The organism is Burkholderia sp. Ac-20353 (assembly GCF_017104785.1).
Classification (GTDB): domain Bacteria; phylum Pseudomonadota; class Gammaproteobacteria; order Burkholderiales; family Burkholderiaceae; genus Burkholderia.
In genome coordinates, this window is record NZ_JAAGPL010000038.1 from 24,522 (window position 1) to 43,922 (window position 19,401).

The 19,401-nt window shown below is 66.3% G+C and carries 15 protein-coding genes; 9 read left to right on the forward strand and 6 right to left on the reverse strand.

The window, feature by feature from the left end:
- Nucleotides 1–86: 86 nt before the first annotated feature.
- From G3N94_RS14290 to G3N94_RS14305, 4 genes are all read right to left on the reverse strand, one after another.
- Nucleotides 87–632: a hypothetical protein gene (locus G3N94_RS14290; protein WP_205793048.1), complete on the reverse strand. Its 546-nt coding sequence runs from the start codon at nt 630–632 to the stop codon at nt 87–89.
- Nucleotides 633–776: 144 nt separating this feature from the next.
- Entirely contained in the window at nt 777–1,877 is a 1,101-nt protein-coding gene (locus tag G3N94_RS14295) for a substrate-binding domain-containing protein (RefSeq protein WP_205793050.1), read from the reverse strand.
- Nucleotides 1,878–2,094: 217 nt separating this feature from the next.
- Entirely contained in the window at nt 2,095–2,577 is a 483-nt protein-coding gene (locus tag G3N94_RS14300) for a hypothetical protein (RefSeq protein WP_205793052.1), read from the reverse strand.
- Nucleotides 2,578–2,673: 96 nt separating this feature from the next.
- Complete coding sequence (locus G3N94_RS14305) at nt 2,674–3,870, reverse strand: substrate-binding domain-containing protein (protein WP_346778696.1); 1,197 nt, start codon at nt 3,868–3,870, stop codon at nt 2,674–2,676.
- A 341-nt stretch (nt 3,871–4,211) separates the two neighbouring features.
- Here G3N94_RS14305 and G3N94_RS14310 point away from each other — a divergent pair, with 341 nt between their 5' ends.
- The 5 genes from G3N94_RS14310 (at nt 4,212) to G3N94_RS14330 (ending at nt 9,873) form a co-directional block, all read left to right on the forward strand.
- The gene (locus G3N94_RS14310; protein ID WP_346778697.1) at nt 4,212–5,813 is read left to right on the forward strand and encodes a substrate-binding domain-containing protein; all 1,602 of its coding nucleotides are present in this window, start codon (nt 4,212–4,214) and stop codon (nt 5,811–5,813) included.
- Between the two features lie 221 nt (nt 5,814–6,034).
- A complete protein-coding gene (locus G3N94_RS14315) occupies nt 6,035–7,042 on the forward strand; it encodes an ABC transporter substrate-binding protein (protein ID WP_205793054.1) in 1,008 nt (335 codons plus the stop codon).
- Between the two features lie 80 nt (nt 7,043–7,122).
- The gene (locus G3N94_RS14320) at nt 7,123–7,944 is read left to right on the forward strand and encodes an ABC transporter ATP-binding protein (protein ID WP_205793056.1); all 822 of its coding nucleotides are present in this window, start codon (nt 7,123–7,125) and stop codon (nt 7,942–7,944) included.
- 39 nt (nt 7,945–7,983) lie between these two features.
- Nucleotides 7,984–8,841, forward strand: coding sequence for an ABC transporter permease (locus G3N94_RS14325; RefSeq protein WP_205793089.1), 858 nt, complete (start codon nt 7,984–7,986; stop codon nt 8,839–8,841).
- A 231-nt stretch (nt 8,842–9,072) separates the two neighbouring features.
- Nucleotides 9,073–9,873: a hypothetical protein gene (locus tag G3N94_RS14330; RefSeq protein WP_205793058.1), complete on the forward strand. Its 801-nt coding sequence runs from the start codon at nt 9,073–9,075 to the stop codon at nt 9,871–9,873.
- Nucleotides 9,874–9,891: 18 nt separating this feature from the next.
- Here the strand turns inward: G3N94_RS14330 and G3N94_RS14335 are convergent, their stop codons facing one another.
- Nucleotides 9,892–11,313 (reverse strand): ATP-binding protein, encoded by a 1,422-nt coding sequence (locus tag G3N94_RS14335; protein ID WP_205793060.1) that lies wholly within the window; start codon nt 11,311–11,313, stop codon nt 9,892–9,894.
- 86 nt (nt 11,314–11,399) lie between these two features.
- Here G3N94_RS14335 and G3N94_RS14340 point away from each other — a divergent pair, with 86 nt between their 5' ends.
- Nucleotides 11,400–12,452, forward strand: coding sequence for an RNA-guided endonuclease TnpB family protein (locus G3N94_RS14340; protein WP_205793062.1), 1,053 nt, complete (start codon nt 11,400–11,402; stop codon nt 12,450–12,452).
- A gap of 13 nt (nt 12,453–12,465) precedes the next feature.
- On the opposite strand, the gene G3N94_RS14345 is transcribed toward G3N94_RS14340, so the two are convergent.
- Nucleotides 12,466–13,131, reverse strand: coding sequence for a response regulator transcription factor (locus G3N94_RS14345; RefSeq protein WP_205793064.1), 666 nt, complete (start codon nt 13,129–13,131; stop codon nt 12,466–12,468).
- 328 nt (nt 13,132–13,459) lie between these two features.
- Here G3N94_RS14345 and G3N94_RS43205 point away from each other — a divergent pair, with 328 nt between their 5' ends.
- The 3 genes from G3N94_RS43205 (at nt 13,460) to G3N94_RS14360 (ending at nt 19,374) form a co-directional block, all read left to right on the forward strand.
- Nucleotides 13,460–15,520, forward strand: a complete 2,061-nt coding sequence (locus G3N94_RS43205; protein WP_205793066.1) for a PepSY domain-containing protein — start codon at nt 13,460–13,462, stop codon at nt 15,518–15,520.
- 96 nt (nt 15,521–15,616) lie between these two features.
- On the forward strand, nt 15,617–18,523 hold the full coding sequence (locus G3N94_RS14355; protein ID WP_346778698.1) for a TonB-dependent receptor: 2,907 nt from the start codon (nt 15,617–15,619) through the stop codon (nt 18,521–18,523).
- Between the two features lie 44 nt (nt 18,524–18,567).
- Nucleotides 18,568–19,374, forward strand: a complete 807-nt coding sequence (locus G3N94_RS14360; protein WP_205793068.1) for a hypothetical protein — start codon at nt 18,568–18,570, stop codon at nt 19,372–19,374.
- Nucleotides 19,375–19,401: the final 27 nt, after the last annotated feature.

Genomic DNA, 19,401 nt, shown 5'->3' on the forward strand with positions numbered 1-19,401 from the left:
TCCTCGATCTGGTTGGCTCGATGAAACAGGCCGCTTCCCCGGCGCGCCGGAGACGCGGCATTGCAAGCGTGGCGGGCCGCGTCCGGTTACTTCGCCGGCTCGAACAGCGCGCCGTAGTTCGGGATCTGCTTTTGCAGCGCATCGCGCAGGCGCGTCGACGCGAGGAAGAATGCAGTTTCGCCCTTGGCGTTGGCACCGTCGTTCTTGTATGCGAGGACGATCTCGCCGACGTTCTCGCCGCTCGCGTCGCGCAGCGGCAGCATCATCACGAACTTCCTGACCGTGTCGTTGGGCCGGTGCCAGCGCGGGTCGACGATCGTGATGCCCTTCTTGGAGATATCGATGTCGTCCGGATCGTCAGCATTGCCGATGCGGTCGAGGTAGGAGCCGGCGAACATCGTGTAGGCATCCTGCATACCCGGAGGAACGCCGTGGAGGGTCACGCTGAGCAGTTCGGGATGCTGTTTCATGATCTGCTCGGACAGCTTCTGTGCGTAGATCTTCGTGCTCGGCGGCGTCCAGTTCTTCGCGTGCGGTTCTGGCGCGGCGGTGGCGGCGTCGGCCGCAGGCAGCGCAGCGGCCGTCAGGACGCCGAGCGTCGCGGCGAGCAGGGTCTTGGTCAGGGTCTTCATGTGTCTCCTCTCTTTGCCCGGTGGGCGTCATGGAAGCAGGTGCGAGTCGAGTGTAGGCTCGCCACCTTGAACCAGCGTTAACGCGGTCTGAATGCGAATTCAGCCTGCAATGGGGTGGCCGTCACGATCGCGACCGCCGTCCGATCAATCCGCCTGATCGAGTTTGGCGAGCTCTTCTTTGACGACAGCCGGGGTCAGCGGGATATAGACACCTTCCTTCGCGACGACGTCCTGCCCCTGGCGGCTCAACACCAGCTTCAGGAACTCCTTGATCTTCGGTTGCAGCGGCTCGCCGGGCTTCTTGTTGACGAAGATGTACACGTAGCGTGAGAGCGGATACTTGTGCGTGTACACGTTCTGCAGCGTCGGCGCGAGGTACGGACCGCCTTCGCTGGCAGCCAGCGGCACGACCTTCACGTTGGGCGTCACGTTGGCGAGCAGCGCATACGTGAGCCCGCCCGGATGCGTCGCCATGTCCTCGGCGGCCACCGTGAACGCATGCGTGAAGCCCTTGCCCTTCACGAACTGGATGTTGTCCTTGTACTCGCCGCCTTCGAGCAGGTTCAGCTTGAGGAAGTATTCGATGCCGTTGACCGGCTTCAGGCCGTAGAGGTGAATCGGCCGGTCGGCCCACTCGCCGCCGAGCCCGAGATCGCCCCACGTGCTGATGTCGGCATGGCCGCGATTGCGCGTCTTCGAATAGATCGCGTCGAGCTGGGCCATCGTCAGCCCCTTGACCGGATTGTCCTTGTCGACCAGCACGACCGACGTCGCCGTCTTGCCGAGCGAGCCGACACTGCCGGTCGCGACGCGAATCGCAAGCGGCTTGTAGCCGAACTTGTCGACAAACGCCTTCTCCTCGGCCGGCAGCAGTTCACGCCCGACGGGTGCCAGGTCCGCGGTGCCGTTGGTCAGCGCCGGGCCGCCGGAGCCCGATGCCTTGGCCTCCATGGTGACGCTCAGGTGCGGGTAGGCCTTTCGATACATCTTGATCCATCCGAGCGTGATCTCGTCCATCACGTCCGCACCGACGACGCGCAGCTCCTCCTCCGGCACCGACTCGACTTCGCCCGGACGCCAGCCCGGAATCGACGGGTCGACCTTGAGGTGATGCTCGACCGCCGCGTACTTCAACGCGAATGCCGGCGGCGACGTCAGCGCGCCCAGCGCCGCGATGCCTACCACCGCCGCGACCGATGCCGCCGCGGACCTGCGCAACTCGCCAATCTTCCGGGTCTGTTTCATGTGCGTCTCCTGATTGAAGATGTACTCGTGGGTTCGCCCTCGACGGGGCGATGGGGGGCATGCAGCGTATCGGGGTGCGTCGGCCCGGCTCGCAGTGCAGCGGCGGGGCCGGCGCCTGTCATGCTCGACGAGGCTTCTGCCTTGCCATGATGATGGGCCGTGAAGTTAAACCGGACCTTAAGCGTTCCTTAACGGATTTTCAGGCGGCCGGGGCTGGTCAGCGCGTCGATTGAAACAGCGTGGCCAACGATGGCGTGCGTTCCGCCAGCTCGTCGCGCACACGCTCGGCCCCGCGCACGATCACCGCGCGATCGATGCCCGGCGCGTAGCGGAACGTCGAGCCGATGACGCCGATCGTCTTGCCCCCGGCGTCGTGCATCGGCAACTCGACCGACAGGTCACCGGTTTTTGTCAGTTCGACGCGGGGCTGGCCGCTGTCGAGCACGGCCAGGTCGTCGGCATCGGCCCGCTTGCCGATCCGGCCGATGTTCGACGCGATGATCACGTTGTCGGTTTCCGTCGGTGGGGTGACGTGTAGCGCGAGGATCGTCAGCTCGGGGTGCGCGGCCAGCGTGGTGTCGACGAGTTGCTGCGCATAGGGCGCGGCGATTGGGGCGGCATATGCCGTCGCGGCCGTCGCGGCCGTCGCGGCCGACGCGAGCGCGAGCGCCGCCGTGACGGCCCGGATGGGTCGGTGCATGGGAAGACCTCCTGGAGGCGCCGCCGCCCGGTGCGAATGCGGGAGGCGGGCTGGCGGCGCCGGGTTGGGCGAGGTGGAGCGCGGGTTGACGCGTGCTCAGTTGGACAGCAGCGCGCGCGAGCTTTCCGCCTGCTGCGCGCGCAGCGGCACGTACATCGCGTGATCGATCACCGCTTGCTGCCCCTGCTTGCTCAGCACGTAGCGCAGGAACTCGGCGATGGCCGGATCGAGCGGCTTGCCGGGCGCCTTGTTGGTGTTGAAGTAGATCAGCCGGCTTAGCGGATAGGTCGCGAGCGCGACGTTTTCGTAGGTCGGTGCGACGTACGGGCCATTGTCCGAGGCCGCGAGCGGCAGCATCTTCACGGGTGCGTCGATATAGGCGATGCCCGAGAAGCCGATGCCGTAGCGATCATCGGCCACATCCTTCGCGAGCGGGAACACGAGCTTGTCGTAGTGGATGTCGTCGCGCCACTCGCCACGTTGGCCGTTGGCGCTCAGCACGCGTTGCCGGACGAACTCCTCGAAGCCGTTCCACGGCTTGATCGCGTAGACATGCACGGGCTTGTCAGCCCATTCCCCGGTGAGACCGAGGTCACCCCAAGTCTTGACGGGTTTGCCGCCGCGCAGGTGCGTGCGCGAGTAGAGCGCGTCGATCTGCGCGTAGCTCAGCTTCTCCAGCGGATTGTCCTTGTTGACGAAGAAGCCGATCGCGTCCAGGAAGCCGAAGTGCCGGTACGAGCCGCCGGAAATCGGCACGCTGAGCGGGCCGTAGCCGAACCGGGTCTTGAAGTCGGTGACGTCGTCCGGCTTGAGCTCGCGCGAGACGAACACGAAGTCGAGGTTCTGCTTGACCAGCTCCTTCGCGCCGAGGCTGCCCGCGTACGGCGGTGCAATGCGAATGTCGACGTTCGGGTAATACTGCTTGAAGCCCTCGATCCAGCGGTTGACGAGCGACGGCAGCACGTCGGACGCCGCGCCCTTGAACGTGCCGGCGAGCTTGATGTCGGTGCGGGGGCGATAGTCGGGCAGCGCAGCGTCGATGCGTGGCTGGAGGACTTCCGGTTCGAGCAGCGCACGGCCGACCTTCATCCCTTCATCGGCCTGCTCCTTGGTTTGCGGCGCCACCGTCTTCAGCGCGGGCACGACCCACTCGACCATCGGCGTCGACGGGGTGTCGGCGGCCGAGGCGCCGAGCGCCCACGCCGATACGACCGACGCAGCGATGACCAGACGCGACAGGCGACGACGCGTCTGGCGCCGGCTCGTTGCGCAACGGGGTTCGATTCGATTCACGAGATGTCTCCTCCTTTGTTCAAAGCGTGCGTGATGCTGCTGTCGCTTCATTGTGAGGCAGCCGGCGCGGAAAACTGAAGCGCCCCGGTCGAAGCGGCGCCGCACTCATGCCATGTGCCGAACGATAGTGGCGCCGGATGAACGCAATCTGAAGACATCCTGAAAATCCGTTCATGGAACGCCCGATCGAGCCTGAACGATTTTTCAGCATCGGTTCAGGTTCGCTTCAGCGTGCGGCCGTACCGTTGCGACAGCTTCTCCGGGCGCGATGGCGGGGCGGCGTTCCTGACCGTAAGCCGGGCCGCCGCGCGCCATCCTCCACCTCCGGCAGGAGACCCCCCGTGCCCGTTTTCAATCTGTCATGGCGGCGCGCCTCGTCGTCGCTGCTGCCCCCGTCGCTGCGGCTCCCATTTTATTCGCCCCAGCCGTTGCGCGTTCAGGATCCGTGCGCACCGTCGGCGCTCTTGCGCCGCGCCGGATCCGGCCTCGCGCTTGCTGTCTGCGTGGCGTTCCTGGCGCCGTGCGCCGCGCGCGCGGCCGATCCCGAAGCGGGGTTGCCGGCCTATCAGAGCCTGCCGAACCTGAGCGGAACGCTCAGCAGCGTCGGGGACGACGCGATGGGGCCGCTGCTCGACGCGTGGCTGGCCGGCTTCGAGCGACGCCAGCACGGGATCCGCAAAGGCTCTCACTGGTGGCACGCGGGCAGTGCGACCGCGTTCGGCGCGCTGATGTTCGGCGACGCCGATGTCGCGCCGCTCGCGCGCGAGCCGTTGCCGACCGAACTGCAGCCGTACGCGCACCAGTTCGCCGGCGACATGATGAAGTCGCCGTTGCTCGTGCGTGTCGCGGATCTCGACGGGCATGCGGCTTACCTCGCCGTGAACCGGCGGCCTGGCGCTCCGCTGCCGCCCAAGGTCAAGGCGTTCCTGACGTTCACGCTGAGCGACGCGGGCCAGGCGATCGTCGCGAGCCAGGCGCGTTTCACGCCGCTCACCGCGGCCGACGCCGCGCGCGAACGTGCGAAGCTCGATGGCTTCCTGCCGCCGCTCGATGCGCAGCTTGCCTCTTATCGTGCGGTGACGGGCCTGCGCGGCGCGATCGACAGCGTCGGCAGCGACGGGATGAAATCGCTGATGGATACGTGGATCGACGGCTTCACGCGCGTGCAACCGGGCGTGCGCAAGGGCGACCGGTGGGAGCATCTCGGCACGCTGAACGGGTTTCATGCGCTGCTCGCGGGCGACACCGGGATGGCGCCGATGGGCCGCGAACTCTGGCCGGACGAGCGCGCCGATTACGCGCGGATTCGCCACGACGCGGCGCCGCTCGAGATCCGCGTCGCGCGCGGCGGCTTCGACACGCCGCAACGGACCACCGCGCAGGCGATCTTCGTGCATCCGGACAATCCGCTGAACGGCATCACGCTGCCGCAGCTCGCATCGATCCTGCAGCAGCACCCCGGCATTACGCGATGGGGCCAGCTGGGCCTGACCGGTGCGTGGGCCGACCGGCCGATCTCGATCCACGTCCCGCCGCACACCGCGCCGAACGCGATGTCGATGCAGGTCATGGTGCTGGCGGGTGGGGCCTGGAACGCCGCGGTACACGAGGGATCGATCGACGCGACGGCACGCGCGATCGCCGCGGACCCGGGCGCGATCGGTTTCGGCGGGCTCGAGGAAGGCGGCCCCGGACTCAAGACGCTCGCGGTCGCGCGCGGCGCGGGCGAGCCGTTCCAGGCAATCGACGCGCAGAACGCGGCGAGCGGCCGCTACCCGCTCACGCGCTACATGTACATCCGCCTGAATCGTCCGCTGACGCCGCAGGAAAAAGCGTTCCTGCGCTATGTGCTGAGCCGCGACGGCCAGGAGCCCGTGCGCTATTCGGCGTACTTCCCGCTGAGCGCGCAAGAGACGCGCGAAGAGCGGGCGAAGCTCAGGTAGCAAGCGATGGGATCGCGATCCGGCGCGCACCGAAGCACGGCCGCGCATCCCTGAACGGACATTCATATTGCGTTCAGCCTGATTTTAAGGTTGCCCCGTATAACTGAAACCGTTCCGTGAGCCGATGCGTCCCGTCCTGTCCCGACGCGACGCGACGCACGGCGCGAACGCCACATGGAAGGCAATACGCCACACCTGACGAAACCGGAGGAGAACATCCCATGAAACACACTGTCCTGCGCATCGCTGCCGGCGCGCTCGTGCTCGGCACCCTGGTGCCGGCCGCACATGCCGCCGAGAAGCTCACCCTGATGGTCGGCGGCATGGAAAAGCAGATCTACCTGCCGGCGAAGCTCGCCGAGCGGCTCGGCTATTTCAAGGAGCAGGGCCTCGACGTCGAGCTGATCAACGAGGCGGCGGGCGTCGATGCCGAGAACGAACTGGTCGCCGGCACGGTGCAGGGCGTCGTCGGCTTCTACGATCACACGATCGACCTGCAGGCGAAAGGCAAGTACATCGAGTCCGTCGTGCAGTTCAGCCATACGCCCGGCGAAGTCGAGCTGATCTCGTCGAAGGTTGCCGGCAAGGTCAAGTCGCCGGCCGACTTCCGTGGGCTGACGCTGGGCGTCACCGGCCTCGGCTCGTCGACCAACTTCCTCACGCAGTACCTCGGCGTATCGCACGGCGTGAAGACGTCGGAGATGACGTCGCTGCCCGTCGGCGCCGGCAACACGTTCATCGCCGCGATCAAGCAGGGCAAGATCGACGGCGGCATGACGACCGAGCCGACGGTGTCGCGCCTCGTGAACACCGGCGACGCGAAGGTGCTGGTCGACCTGCGCTCGCCCGAGAGCACGCAGAAGTGGCTCGGCGGCATGTATCCGGCCGCCAGCCTGTACATGCAGAACGACTGGGTGCAGTCGCACAAGGCGACCGTGCAGAAGCTCGCTAACGCGTTCGTCAAGACGCTGCGCTACATCAACACGCACAGCGCGGAGGAAATCACCGCGCAGATGCCGGCCGACTACTACGCGGGCGACCGCGCGATGTACACGAAGGCGCTGGCCAGCGGCAAGGTGATGTTCATTGCGGACGGCCGCATGCCGGAATCGGGCCCGCCCACCGTGTTGAAAGTGCTCGGGTCGTTCGACAAGGCGGTGATGGGTCACAAGATCGATCTGTCGAAGACCTACACGACCGAATTCATCAACGCCGTGCAGATCAAGTAACGCGCTCGCCGCGACGGTCCGCCAGCGGGCCGTCGCTCACGCTTCGTCGATATCAATCTGGTCCCATAGGTGGTAACCCAATGACAGCTCCCCTCGCAATCGCGCAGCATCCCGTCGCCGCATCGAACGATGTTCCGGCGATCGAGCTCGACCGCGTCAGCCGCCGCTTCGTCAGTCCGGAAGGCAAGGCGATCATGGCGCTGCAGAACTTCAGCATGAGCGTCGGCAAGGGCGAGTTCTGCGCCGTCGTCGGCCCGACGGGCTGCGGCAAATCCACCACGCTCAGCCTGATCACGGGCCTCGCCGCGCCGAGCGCCGGCACGGTCAGGATCTGGGGCGAGCCCGTCGCCGGCATCGATCGCCGCATCGGCTTCGTGTTCCAGTCGGACGCGGTGTTCCCGTGGAAGAACGTGCTCGACAACGTCGCGGCCGGCCCGCTGTACCGCGGCGAGAACAAGGCGCTGGCGTACGAGCGCGCGATGGAATGGATCCGCCGCGTCGGTCTCGCGCGCTTCGAGCGCCACTATCCGCACCAGCTGTCCGGCGGCATGCGCAAGCGCGTGGCGCTGGCCCAGACCTTCATCAATGAACCCGAGATCCTGCTGATGGACGAGCCGTTTTCGGCGCTCGACGTGCAGACGCGCACGCTGATGCAGGACGAGCTGTTGCATCTGTGGAGCGTGAACGGCGCATCGGTCGTGTTCGTCACGCACGACATCGAAGAGGCGATCGCGCTCGCGGACAAGGTGTTCGTGCTGACCTCGGGCCCCGCGACCGTCAAGACGTCATACGAAATCGACCTGCCGCGTCCGCGCGACGTCGCGGAATCGCGTTATTCCCCCCGCTTTATCGAACTGTCGCGGCAGATCTGGAACGATCTGCGCGACGAAGTCCACATCTGAGCGCCCGCGGGCGCATTGAGGAACAGCATGAATACCCCGATGACAGGTGCCGCGTCGAACGAGATCGAGCTGCGGCAGGTGGAAGTGCGGGCCCAGGCGAACATGCGCCGGCGCCAGACGCTCGTGCATGTGTTGCGGCTCGCGGTGCTGGTCGTGACGCTGGGCGGGTGGGAGCTCGCGGGCCGCGTTGGCTGGATCGATCCGTTTTTCTTTTCGACGCCGTCGCTGATCGCTGAGCAGATCTGGCAGTGGCTGACCGAGGGAACGTCGCAAGGGCCGTTGTGGGTCCAGGTGCTCGTGACGCTCGAGGAGACCGCGCTCGGCTTCCTGATCGGCAGCGTGGGCGGCGTGATCGCCGGGATCGCACTGGGCCGCAACAAGTTGCTCGCGGACGTGTTCAGCCTCTACATCAAGATCGCGAACTCGATCCCGCGCGTGGTGCTCGGCTCGGTGTTCATCATCGCGCTCGGTCTCGGCATGGCGTCGAAGGTCGCGCTGGCGGTCGTGATGGTGTTCTTCGTGGTGTTCGCGAATGCATTCCAGGGCGTGCGCGAGGCCGATCGCAACCTGATCGCCAACGCACATATCCTCGGCGCGTCGAAACACGACGTGACGCTGACGGTCGTGCTGCCGGCCGCGATGAGCTGGATTCTCGCGAGCCTGCACGTGAGCTTCGGGTTCGCGCTGGTGGGCGCCGTGGTCGGCGAATTCCTCGGCTCGAAGCAGGGGATCGGGCTGCTGATCTCGACCGCGCAGGGCGCGTTCAACGCGGCCGGCGTGTTTGCCGCAATGATCGTGCTCGCGGTCGTCGCGCTCGGCGCCGAATTCGTGCTCACGCAACTCGAGAACCGGCTGCTCAAGTGGCGCCCGCCGCAGTTCTCCGACGCGGGCCACTGACCTCGGCCCACCGCGCCGGTCCGCGTATCCGGTGGGCCGGCGCGGCACCCGCATCACCCGCATCACCCGCATCACCCGCATCACCCGCATCTCGCGTGGCCGTCACGTACCCGTCGCGCACCCGTGCATCTTTCCGCCTCATCCGTCTTTCCTCTGACCTATCCCGCTCGTGTCTCGCACCGGGCGCCCACATACGGCGCCGGCCACCATTCGCCCAGGAGAAACCGCGTCATGTCCGTCATCCGTCATCCGGTTCCGGCCGCGCGTCGCACGCCGCGTCGCGCCCGATTCGTCAAGGCGGCGCTCGCCGTCGGCGCAGCGCTGGCCTGTCATGCCGCGCTGGCCGGCCCGCCGTTCGTGACCGACGATCCGGAGCCCGTCGAGCGCGGGCACTTCGAAATCGATGCCGCCGCGTCGGGCACGGTGCGCGCCGGCAGCCATGGCGGCATGCTGCCGGGCGTCGAGATCAACTACGGACTGGCTGACAACGTGCAGATCAATGCGACGCTCGGCATGGCGTTCATGCACGAAACCGCGAATCGCACCCATTACGGCTTCGGCGACACCGAACTCGGCGCGAAGTATCGCTTCATCGCCGAGGACGACGCGGGCTGGCGTCCACAGGTCGCGTTCGCGCCGAGCGTCACGCTGCCGTCCGGCAACGAGCGCCTGGGCCTTGGCGACGGGCATGCGCACGTGCTGCTGCCGCTGTGGGCGCAGAAGACGATCGGCGACTGGACGACGTTCGGCGGCGGCGGGTACGTCGTGAACCGCCACGCGGGACAGCAAGGCTACTGGACCGGCGGCTGGGCCGTGTTGCGCAAGTTCGGCGAACGCCTCCAGCTCGGCGGCGAAGTCTTCTACATCGGCGCGGCGAGCCGTGACGATCCGTCCGCGGCCGGCTTCAATCTCGGCGGCATCTACGGGCTGACGGAGCGCGACCGCCTGCTGTTCTCGTTCGGGCGCGGCATTACGCACGTGAGCGACACCAACCGCTTCTCGTACTACGTCGGCTATCAGCGCGACATGTAGTGCGCGCCTGCGTCCTGCTCACGCTGCGTCGGTCGAATGGAGCGGCGCGTTGAGCGGCGGCGGGCCGGCGGGACCGGGTGGCGTGGTGGCGGGAATCTCGAAGACCATCGACAGCCCGCGGCCACCGGGCCCGGCCTCGGCGTAGATGTGGCCGCCGTGCAGTTCGACGAGGCTGCGGCAGATGGCGAGGCCGAGGCCGCTGCCCTTGTCCTCGTGGCCCGGACGCTGGACGCGCACGAAGCGCTCGAAGATGCGTTCGCGCTGTTCGGCGGCGACGCCGGGCCCTTCGTCCTCCAGACGGACCTGCCAGCATTGGTTCATCAACGTGGAACGCAACGTGACGCGGCTTCCCGGCGGGGAGGCCGCGAGCGCATTGCTGAGCAGGTTCAGCAGCACCTGGCGGATCCACTTCGGCTCGATCGCGGCCTGCCCGCTGCCGTGATGCGTGAGGAAGAAGCGCTGCTCGCGGTGTTCGGCGAGCACATGGGCGTCCTGCGCGAAATTCTGCAGGAACGGCTCCGGATCCTGCGGCCGCAGATCGAGCGAAATCGCGCGCGCATCGGCGCGCGACAGGAACAGCAGGTCCTCGATGATGCGATTGAGCTGGGCCAGTTCGCGGATCTGGATCTGCACCGCGTGTTCCTGCGCCGTCGTCAACTGGCCGTCGACGACCAGCTTCTCGGCCTGCAGCCGCACCAGCGTCAGCGGGGTCTTCAACTCGTGCGAGGCTTCCGCGGTAAATCGCCGGATCTGGTCGAACGACGCTTCGAGGCGGTCGAACATCTGGTTAAGCAGGCGCGCGAGGTCCGAAATCTCGTCGCGCGCGGCGGACACCGGGATGCGCTCGCTCAGGTTGTCCGAGCGGATCCGGTCTGCGGTGTCCTGGATCAGCCGCAGCGGGCGCAGCGCCATCCGGCTGAAGCCGTAGCCGATCACGCTGCTGACCACGACCATGACGACCAGCAATCCGTAGAACGTATGTTCGTACGCGCTCATCACGACGCGCACGTGCCCCTTCGTGGTGGCCACCACGACCGTATACGGCCCGAGCGCGAAGCTGCCCGCGCGCAGCTCGCCCAGCCCTTCGATATCCGTGTTGAACGCCTGCTGGTGGCGAGGCGACGGGACGAGATCGCGTCCGTGCAGGTCCGGCGAGCGAAACACCACCGTGCCGCCAGGCCCGTAGATCTCGGTAAAAAACAGTTCCAGGTTGTCGGACATCATCGACTGCACGCGCTGGCGCAGTTCCGCTTCCGGCGGCTTCGTGCCGAGCGAAGTGGAGGCGGCGCGAATCTGTTCGAACTCCGATTGGTTGAGCAGATCCAGTGCGTGGATCGCGTGGTGTTCGATGAAATACCGCCCGGCAAGAAACAGCGACGCGAACGTGACGGTCGATGCGAGCACGTAGCAGATCGCGAGGCGCGCGCCGATCGACTTCATCAGTTGCTCCTGGAGACCTCGCCATTGATGGCGAGGAGGAAAGGAGCGCCGCCGACAGGCGGCATTCCTTCGTTAGAATGACCGGCATGATTCTTGTCTATCGCTACCGGGTGAAGTCGCTCAACGGCCTGCTGAACAAGCAGAGCCGAGCGGTGAACTACGTGTGGAATTTCTGCAATGACACGCAGAAACACGCGCTCAAGTGGAACAAGAAGTGGCCGACGGGTTTCGACCTGAACGTGCTGACGACCGGCAGCAGCAAGGAACTCGGCATCCATTCCGGCACGGTCAACGCAACGTGCGAGCAGTTCGCGAAGTCGCGCAGCCAGCACCGTCGCCCCTACCTGCGCTATCGCGGCAGGAAATCGCTGGGCTGGGTGCCGCTGAAGGGCCGCGACCTGAAACGCGAGGGCGACGCGTTCCGCTTCGCCGGCAACACCTTCCGCGTGTTCAGCTGTCGCCCGCTTCCCGATGGCAAGATCAAGGACGGAACCAACTTTGCGCAAGATGCGCGCGGCAACTGGTTCCTCAACATCGTGGTCGAGATCCCCGATGTTCAGGCGCGCCCGATCCGTTGCGGCGTCGGCATCGATCTCGGCCTGAAAGACTTCGCAACACTTTCGACCGGCGAGAAGCTGCCCAATGACCAGTTCGGCCGGCGCGCGGCCGACAAGCTCGCGAAGGCGCAGCGCGCGCGCAAGCACAAGCGGCATATCGCGAAGCTGCACGCCAAGGTGGCGAATGCCCGCGCCGACTTTCAGCACAAGCTCGCGCTCGATCTGGTGCGACGCTTCGATTACATCGCGGTCGGCAACGTGTCGGCCGCGAAACTCGCCAGAACCAGGCTGGCGAAGAGCGTCTACGACGCAGCCTGGTCGTCCTTCCGGGACAAGCTCCGTTACAAGGCGATGGCGCACGGAGCCACGTTCGTGGAAGTGGACGAAAGCGGTTCGACCCAGTCCTGTTCGTCGTGCGGGTCGAAAGACAGCACGACGCGGCCGAAAGGTATCGCGGGACTGCGAATTAGAGAGTGGGCCTGCAGCGAATGCGGTGTCGTGCATGATCGAGATACCAATGCTGCGCTGAACATTCTCCGATGCGGACGTGCATCGCCAGTCGTGGGAATCCGCTCCCTTTAGGAAGCGGAGGACGTCAAAGCAGCTGGTAACCGACGCCGCGCACCGTCTTGAACAGCGGCTTGCCGAGCGGCGCTTCGAACTTGCCGCGCAGCCGGCTCATATAGACGTCGAGCAGGTTGGTGTCGACGTCGTAATGCGATTCCCAGATCTTCTCGGCAATGAGCGTGCGCGTCAGGATGCGGCCGGGATTCTGCAGGAAGATCTCCAGCAACGCGAACTCGCGGCTCGTCAGGTCGATCGGCTTGCCGTTCAGGTGGACGGTGCGGCTCAGCAGGTCGAGCTTGATGCCCTGGTGCTGCAGCACGGTTTCCTTGACCGACGACTGGCGCCGCAGCAGCGAGCGCATCCGGGCGAGCAGCTCTTCGAGGCTGAAGGGTTTCGGCAGGTAGTCGTCGGCGCCGACGTCGAGCCCTTTCACGCGATCTTCGACTGCGTCGCGCGCGCTCAGGATCAGCACCGGCTCGTTGAATCCGGCGCTGCGCCATTCGCGCAGCAGCTCGAGGCCGTCGCCGTCGGGCAAACCCAGATCGAGCACGATGACGTCGTAACTCGATTCGCAAAGGGCTTCGCGTGCCTGCGCGCAACTCTCGACCCAGGTCACCGTGTATGCACGTTCGGCCAGCGCCTGCTTGAGGTAAAGGCCCAGCTTGCGCTGGTCTTCGAGGATCAGGATCTTCATCGTGGAACCGCCTGTGGGGTAGTTTCAGGCTAGCGCAGGCGGTTCGGCGTGACAAGCAACGTAACGTCAAAGGCGGGGTTTTCCTGATCTTCCTGAACGAAAATTCAGGAAGCGTTCAGGTCTGTTTCAGGTTCGCGGCGCGCCTGCGAATCGACGAAGTATTCGCATCACGAAGAGGACGAAGAGGACGCGACCACGCGTGCGTCACGTCGCGTGCTGCGAGTCCGGACTTACCCCGACATGCCCTTGAATTCAGCTTTCATTCAGGTTTGCCGACAAAGATGACGGATATGAACAGTCGTCGTCCGGGCAACCTCAGGGCAACCTCATGAAACCCGTTTTCCGTTCTCTCGTGCTGCAGGTCCATCGCTGGTGCGGCTTGACCGTCGGACTCGTGATCCTGTCGATGGCGATCACCGGGGCATCGATCGTATTCCGTCCCGGCCTCGAGCCGGTGCTCAATCGCGACCTGCTGACGGTGCCGGCCTGCACGGCGCGCGTGACGCTCGACACGCTGGCCGCGAATGCGGCCGAGATGCGGCCTGCAGCGACGCTCGACTATATCCGGCTCGTCGCGGGCAGGCCGGGCGCGCCGCGCATGCCGTCCGCGATGGTTCGTTTTACCGATCAGCATTTCGTCTACCTGAATCCGTGTACCGGAGCGGTACTGGGCGAGCGCTCGCGTTACGGCGGCGTGCTCGGCACGATCGAGCAGATTCACCGGTTTCGTTTCATGAAGCACGGCAGCCTGATTACCGGCACGAGTGCGATTCTGTTCGGGCTGCTGCTGATCGGCGGCGGCATCATGCTCTGGTGGCCGCACTCGCGTCACGGCTGGCGGATGGCGTTCGTGCCGGGCTCGGGCGCGCGCGGACAGGCGTTTGCGTATCGGCTGCATCGCACGGCCGGGATTTATGCGAGCGCGATCCTGCTGTCGATGGTGCTGACCGGGCTGCCGTGGGCGTTCGACTGGTACGCGCACGGCATCTATGCGATGACAGGTTCGCCGCAGCCCGCGAGGCCACCGAAGTCGGCGGTGCCTGCCAACGACGCGCAGCGGCAACCGCTCGAGCGTTTCTGGCGCACCGCGCAGTCGCTGTCGCCCGACCCGCAAGACGCGCTGCTGCATGTTCCCGGGAAGCCGCGCGATCCGGTCGAGATGTATCTGATCGATCGCGACGCGCCGCACCCGAACGCTCGCACGATGCTGTTCATCGATGCCTACACGGGCAAGGTGCTGCGCTTCGTTCCGTATGCGCGCAGCAGCATCGGACACAAGCTGTATTTCTGGGCGTTGTCGTGGCACACCGGTGCGGTGGGCGGCGTGTTCGGGCAACTGTTGCTGCTGGCCGGCGCGCTGTGCGTGCCGCTGCTTGCCTGGACCGGGATCCGCAACGCGTTGCGCCGCCTGTGGCGTCCTGCGGCGCACGATGCGCGCCTGAGCGTGCGCGTCGCAAGCAAGACGATCGAGGCCGACGGCGTGTGTGCGTTCGAGCTGACGGATCCGGCCGGACGCAAGCTGCCGCCGTTCGCGGCAGGCGCCCATATCGACGTGCATCTGGGCGATGGCCTCGTGCGCCAGTACTCGCTGTGCGGCGATCCCCGCGAACGGCGCCGCTACGTGATCGCCGTGCTGCGCGTCACGCACTCGCGTGGCGGATCGGCGGCCATGCACGAACGGATACACGAAGGCGACCTGCTCGAGATCGGGGCGCCGGTCAATCACTTTGCGCTGGACGAGACCGCGTCGCGCTCGCTGCTGCTCGCGGGCGGGATCGGCATCACGCCGATCATCGGCATGGCGGAGCGGCTTGCGTGGCACGACGCCGACTTCGAACTGCACTATTGCGCCCGCTCGCGCTCGCGCGCCGCATTCGTGCAGCGGCTCGTGCGCGCGCCGTTCGCCGGCCGTGCAAGGTTCCACTTCAGCGACGCACGCACGGAGCGGCGCTTCGACATCGAGTGCGTGCTCGACAGCCAGTCGCCGGCCACGCATCTGTATGTGTGCGGGCCCGCGGGCTTCATCGATACGGTGCTGCGCGCCGCGCGCAACCGCGGCTGGCCCGAGCGGCAGCTGCACTGCGAGCGCTTTGCACCGGCTGCGCAAGTGCATGCGGCGGCACGTGCGTTCGACGTGCAGCTCGCCAGCACGGGCAAGGTGTACCGGATCCCCGCGGACAAGTCCGTCGTCGCGTCGCTCGCCGAGCACGGCGTCAGGATTCCGACGTCGTGCGAGCAGGGTGTTTGCGGCACCTGCGTCACGCGGGTGCTGGCCGGCGACGTCGAACACCTCGACTGCGTGCTGACGCCCGCACAGCGCGAACGGCACGGACATTTCACGCCCTGCTGCTCGCGTGCGAAGGGGGATCTGCTGGTGCTGGACATCTGACCGGACGGCGGCCGCCGGCCTCGTGCCGCCGGGCGCGACGCCGGTTGCGGCCGGACCGGATCGAAGACGGATAATGCAAACGACCTGGAGGAGACCGTGATCAGAAGAACCATGGTGGCAATGGCCGTCCTGGCCTTGTTTTCCCCGTTGCTCTACGCGCAGGCCGACAGCGGCCCGCACGAGAATGCGCAGGTGCCGCAGCCCGGACACGCGAAGCACTATGCGCAGCAACTGGTGGAGCGCACGGTCGCGCTGCACCCGGAGCTCGTCGAGCTGGATCTTCACATGCGTCCCCCGGGCGAGAACGACAGCGTGATCGTCGCGGCGAAATCGGCGAACCGGATCGGCAGGAAGTCGGACCCCGACGATCTCGACGTGGTCCGGACCGGCACGCCGTTCGTGGAAGTGAACAAGCGCGCCGACCAGAACGTCGAGGTGCATTTGCCGTTGCTCGACGTCACGCGCAAGGTGATCGGCGAAGTCGAAGTGACGTTCCCGTACCCGCCGGGTTCCGGCCTCGACAAGGACGCGCTGATCCGGGCAGGCGCGCTGATCCGCGACGAACTGAGCCGGCAGATCCGCTACGGGAACGAACTCTTCGACCCCGTGCTGCCGACCACGGGCATTCCGGCGAATCCGTACGCGCAGACGCTCGTCGACGACGTGATCCGCACGCGCCGCGACGTGATGGTGCTCGCGATGCACGTCGCGCGACCGGGCGGTGACGGCGACTATCCGATCATTGCATCGAACATCGGCCGCATCGGCAAGCCGGCCGATGCGGACGACCGGCGTGTGATCGAGACCGGCAAGACCCAGACCGCGATCGGCCGCGACGGCGATCGCCTCGAAGTGGAGCTGCCGCTGCAGGATGCCGCGGGCCGGACGATCGGCGCGCTCGGCGTCGTGATGCCATACCGCGCGTCCGACGACCAGGCGGTGCTCGTGAAGAAGGCCGAGACGATCCGGGACGAACTGCGCAAGCGGATCCGCGACGCCGCCGCGCTTTACGAACCGAGGCGGCTCGAGCCGGCAACGTCGGTGATCGTGGCGCAACTGAACGCGGAGGCGCTCGGCAACAAGGAATCGCTGCCGATGACCAAGGAGGTGATGGGCGCCGGCGCGCTGCAGACCGCGCAGGAGGGGGTGACCGACGCGGTCAAGAACCAGGCCGGCGTGTCGCCGACCAACTCGTCGGGCAGCCCGGCCGATGCGGCCAGCATCCGCGGCATCAAGGTCAACCTGTTCGCGAACTACCGGCTCAACGGCGGCCTGCCGACCGCGAACGTGATGTCGGTGCCCGCGGAGAACAAGCAGCGCGTGGAGACGCTGAAGGGCGCGAACGCGCTGATGTTCGGCGTGGCGAGCCCCGCGGGCATCCTCAACATGGTGACGAAGCGCGCGCCGATGGACAAGGACGTCGCGTCGCTCGCGCTGCTCGGCAATTCGTTCGGGCAGATCGGCGTCGCAGCCGACGTCAGCCATCGGTTCGGCAGCGAAAAACAATTCGGTATCCGCGTGAATGCGTCGGACACGCACATCGAGAACGGCGTGCACGGCGCGAACGGGCGCGGCTGGTTCGGCAGCGTCGGCGCCGACTGGCAGGTCACCAACCGCCTGCACTTCCAGTTCGATCTCGAAACGTACCGGAAGGAGGTCGTCGAGCAGGGCAGCATCAGCCTGCCGACGGCCGTCAAGGGGCACATCACGCTGCCGCGCGTGCCGGATCCGAGGAACCTGCTGTCGGGCCCGTGGGCGGTTTTTTCCGCGAAGACGACGAACGTCCAGGGGCGCGTCGACTACGAGATCGCGCCGGGCTGGAAGGTGCTCGCCGAAATCGGCCAGTCGGATTCGGACCGTTCGCGCTCGACGACCCGGATCGGCGGGTACAACGTGTTTACCGGCGCGGGTGGCATCCCGACCGTCAGCGAGGTGACGCAGGTCTATTTCAACAAGTACAAGCGGGCGGAGCTGCTCGGCCAGTTCGCGACGGGCCCGCTCACGCACGACATCACGTTCGGCGTGTCGCGCAGCGAGCGCATCGCCGAGACGCCTGCGCAAAATACGATCGTGTTGCCGGTGCGCGTCAACATCTTCGATCCGATCCCGTTGCCCGCACCGGTGCCGACCCACCCCGACACGTCGCTGCCGAAGCAGGTCAACGCGGATACCGGACTCTATACGTATGACATGGTCGGCGTCGGCCCGAAGTGGAAGTTCCTGCTCGGCTTCCGCGCAAGCCGGTCGTCGGCGAATGACGGCGTCGTGTCGTCGTCGACCTGGGTCGGGTCCCCGGCGTTCGGCATCCTCTACGACGTGCTGCCGACCACGACGCTGTTCGCGAGCTACATGAAAGGCCTGGAGGACGGCGGTGTCGCGCCCGCGAATGCGAAGAACGCGTACCAGGTGCTCGCACCGGCCGTGTCGACGCAATACGAGATCGGCGTGCGCGACCACTACTTCAGGTGGCTGCAATTCAGCGCGTCGGTGTTCGACATCAAGCGTGCGAACGCGGTGACCAACTCGGCCACGCAGATCTTCGCGAACGACGGCACGATCGAATACCGGGGCGCGGAAGCGGTGCTGACGCAGGACATCACGCGTCAGTGGTCGCTGTCCGAAGCGATCCAGTACATGCACGCGGTGCAGAATCCCGTGTATGACATGACGATCAAGGGCCTCACGCCGGAAAACACGCCGAAGTGGGTCGGCAACATCGCGCTGACCCATCGCCCTGCGTGGCTGCCCGGCCTCGCGCTGACGGTGCGCGCATCGTTCATCACGAAGCGCCCGGTCAACCCGCAGGATCAGGGATACATCCCCGGGTACACCATCTACTCGCTCGGCGCCAGCTACACGACCCTGATCGCCGGCAAGCACGTCGATATCAAGCTCGCGGTCGACAACCTGTTCAACAAGCGCTACTGGAATTCCGTGCAGACCGGCACGCTCGGCACGGGGATGGATCGCAGCGTGAAGATGGTCGCCAGGATCGATTTCTGATGCGACGCCCAGCCCTTTCACTTTCTCTCGTCGAGCGAAACTTCATGAAACCCGTATCGATCCGGGCCGTCGGCCGTTTCCTCGCAGCCGTGGTCGCGCTGGCCGGCGTGCTGGCCGGCGTGCTGAACGCCGGGGCCGCGCTTGCCGCGGAGGCGTCCGGCAACGATGCGCTGTCGCTGATCATCACTTACCAGACGACGCCCGCGAACCGGCCCGCGCTGCGTCGCGAACTGGCGCAATCGACCGCGCACGAGTTCGCGCGCTGGAAGCACGACGGGCGGCTGCGCCGCTACGCGCTGCTGTTCAATCGCTATGCCGATTCGGACAACTGGGATGCGATGGCGCTGCTGACGTTCGCGACGCCGGACGACCTGTATCGCTGGCGCTCGGTCGAGCAGGTGCAGCCCGCGGCGCTGTCCGGAAAGGCACTCGCGGTGACGACGTCGATCCATACGACGCCGGTCGATACCCGGCGCGCAGCGGCACTCGACGCGAAATCGCCGAATGCGGTGTACGTGGTCATCCCGTACAAGACGCTGGTATCGGCCGGCGACTACGAGAAGTATGCGGACGCCTATGTGATTCCTCAGTTCAACGGATGGATGGACGAAGGCGTGCTGTCGGGGTATTCGCTCTATACGAGCCAGTTCCCGGCCGGCCGCCCGTGGACGGCGATGGTGATCCTGCAGTACCGGGATGAGGCCGCGCTGAGCGCGCGCGAGGCCGTCGTGGACAAGGTCCGCGAGCGCCTGAAGCAGAGCCCCGAATGGAAGGCGATCAGCGACAGCAAGAAGAACGTGCGCACCGAAGAGCAGGTGGTGGTTGCCGATCCGGTGGCCGTGAGCCCATGACCCATCCGTCCACTGACAAGGAGCATC

Bases quoted from the DNA above. Each gene is read 5' to 3' on its own strand.
- G3N94_RS14290 (WP_205793048.1), bottom strand. From the start codon at position 632: ATGAAGACCCTGACCAAGACCCTGCTCGCCGCGACGCTCGGCGTCCTG.
- G3N94_RS14295 (WP_205793050.1), bottom strand. From the start codon at position 1,877: ATGAAACAGACCCGGAAGATTGGCGAGTTGCGCAGGTCCGCGGCGGCA.
- G3N94_RS14300 (WP_205793052.1), bottom strand. From the start codon at position 2,577: ATGCACCGACCCATCCGGGCCGTCACGGCGGCGCTCGCGCTCGCGTCG.
- G3N94_RS14315 (WP_205793054.1), top strand. From the start codon at position 6,035: ATGAAACACACTGTCCTGCGCATCGCTGCCGGCGCGCTCGTGCTCGGC.
- G3N94_RS14320 (WP_205793056.1), top strand. From the start codon at position 7,123: ATGACAGCTCCCCTCGCAATCGCGCAGCATCCCGTCGCCGCATCGAAC.
- G3N94_RS14325 (WP_205793089.1), top strand. From the start codon at position 7,984: ATGACAGGTGCCGCGTCGAACGAGATCGAGCTGCGGCAGGTGGAAGTG.
- G3N94_RS14330 (WP_205793058.1), top strand. From the start codon at position 9,073: ATGTCCGTCATCCGTCATCCGGTTCCGGCCGCGCGTCGCACGCCGCGT.
- G3N94_RS14335 (WP_205793060.1), bottom strand. From the start codon at position 11,313: ATGAAGTCGATCGGCGCGCGCCTCGCGATCTGCTACGTGCTCGCATCG.
- G3N94_RS14340 (WP_205793062.1), top strand. From the start codon at position 11,400: ATGATTCTTGTCTATCGCTACCGGGTGAAGTCGCTCAACGGCCTGCTG.
- G3N94_RS14345 (WP_205793064.1), bottom strand. From the start codon at position 13,131: ATGAAGATCCTGATCCTCGAAGACCAGCGCAAGCTGGGCCTTTACCTC.
- G3N94_RS43205 (WP_205793066.1), top strand. From the start codon at position 13,460: ATGAAACCCGTTTTCCGTTCTCTCGTGCTGCAGGTCCATCGCTGGTGC.
- G3N94_RS14360 (WP_205793068.1), top strand. From the start codon at position 18,568: ATGAAACCCGTATCGATCCGGGCCGTCGGCCGTTTCCTCGCAGCCGTG.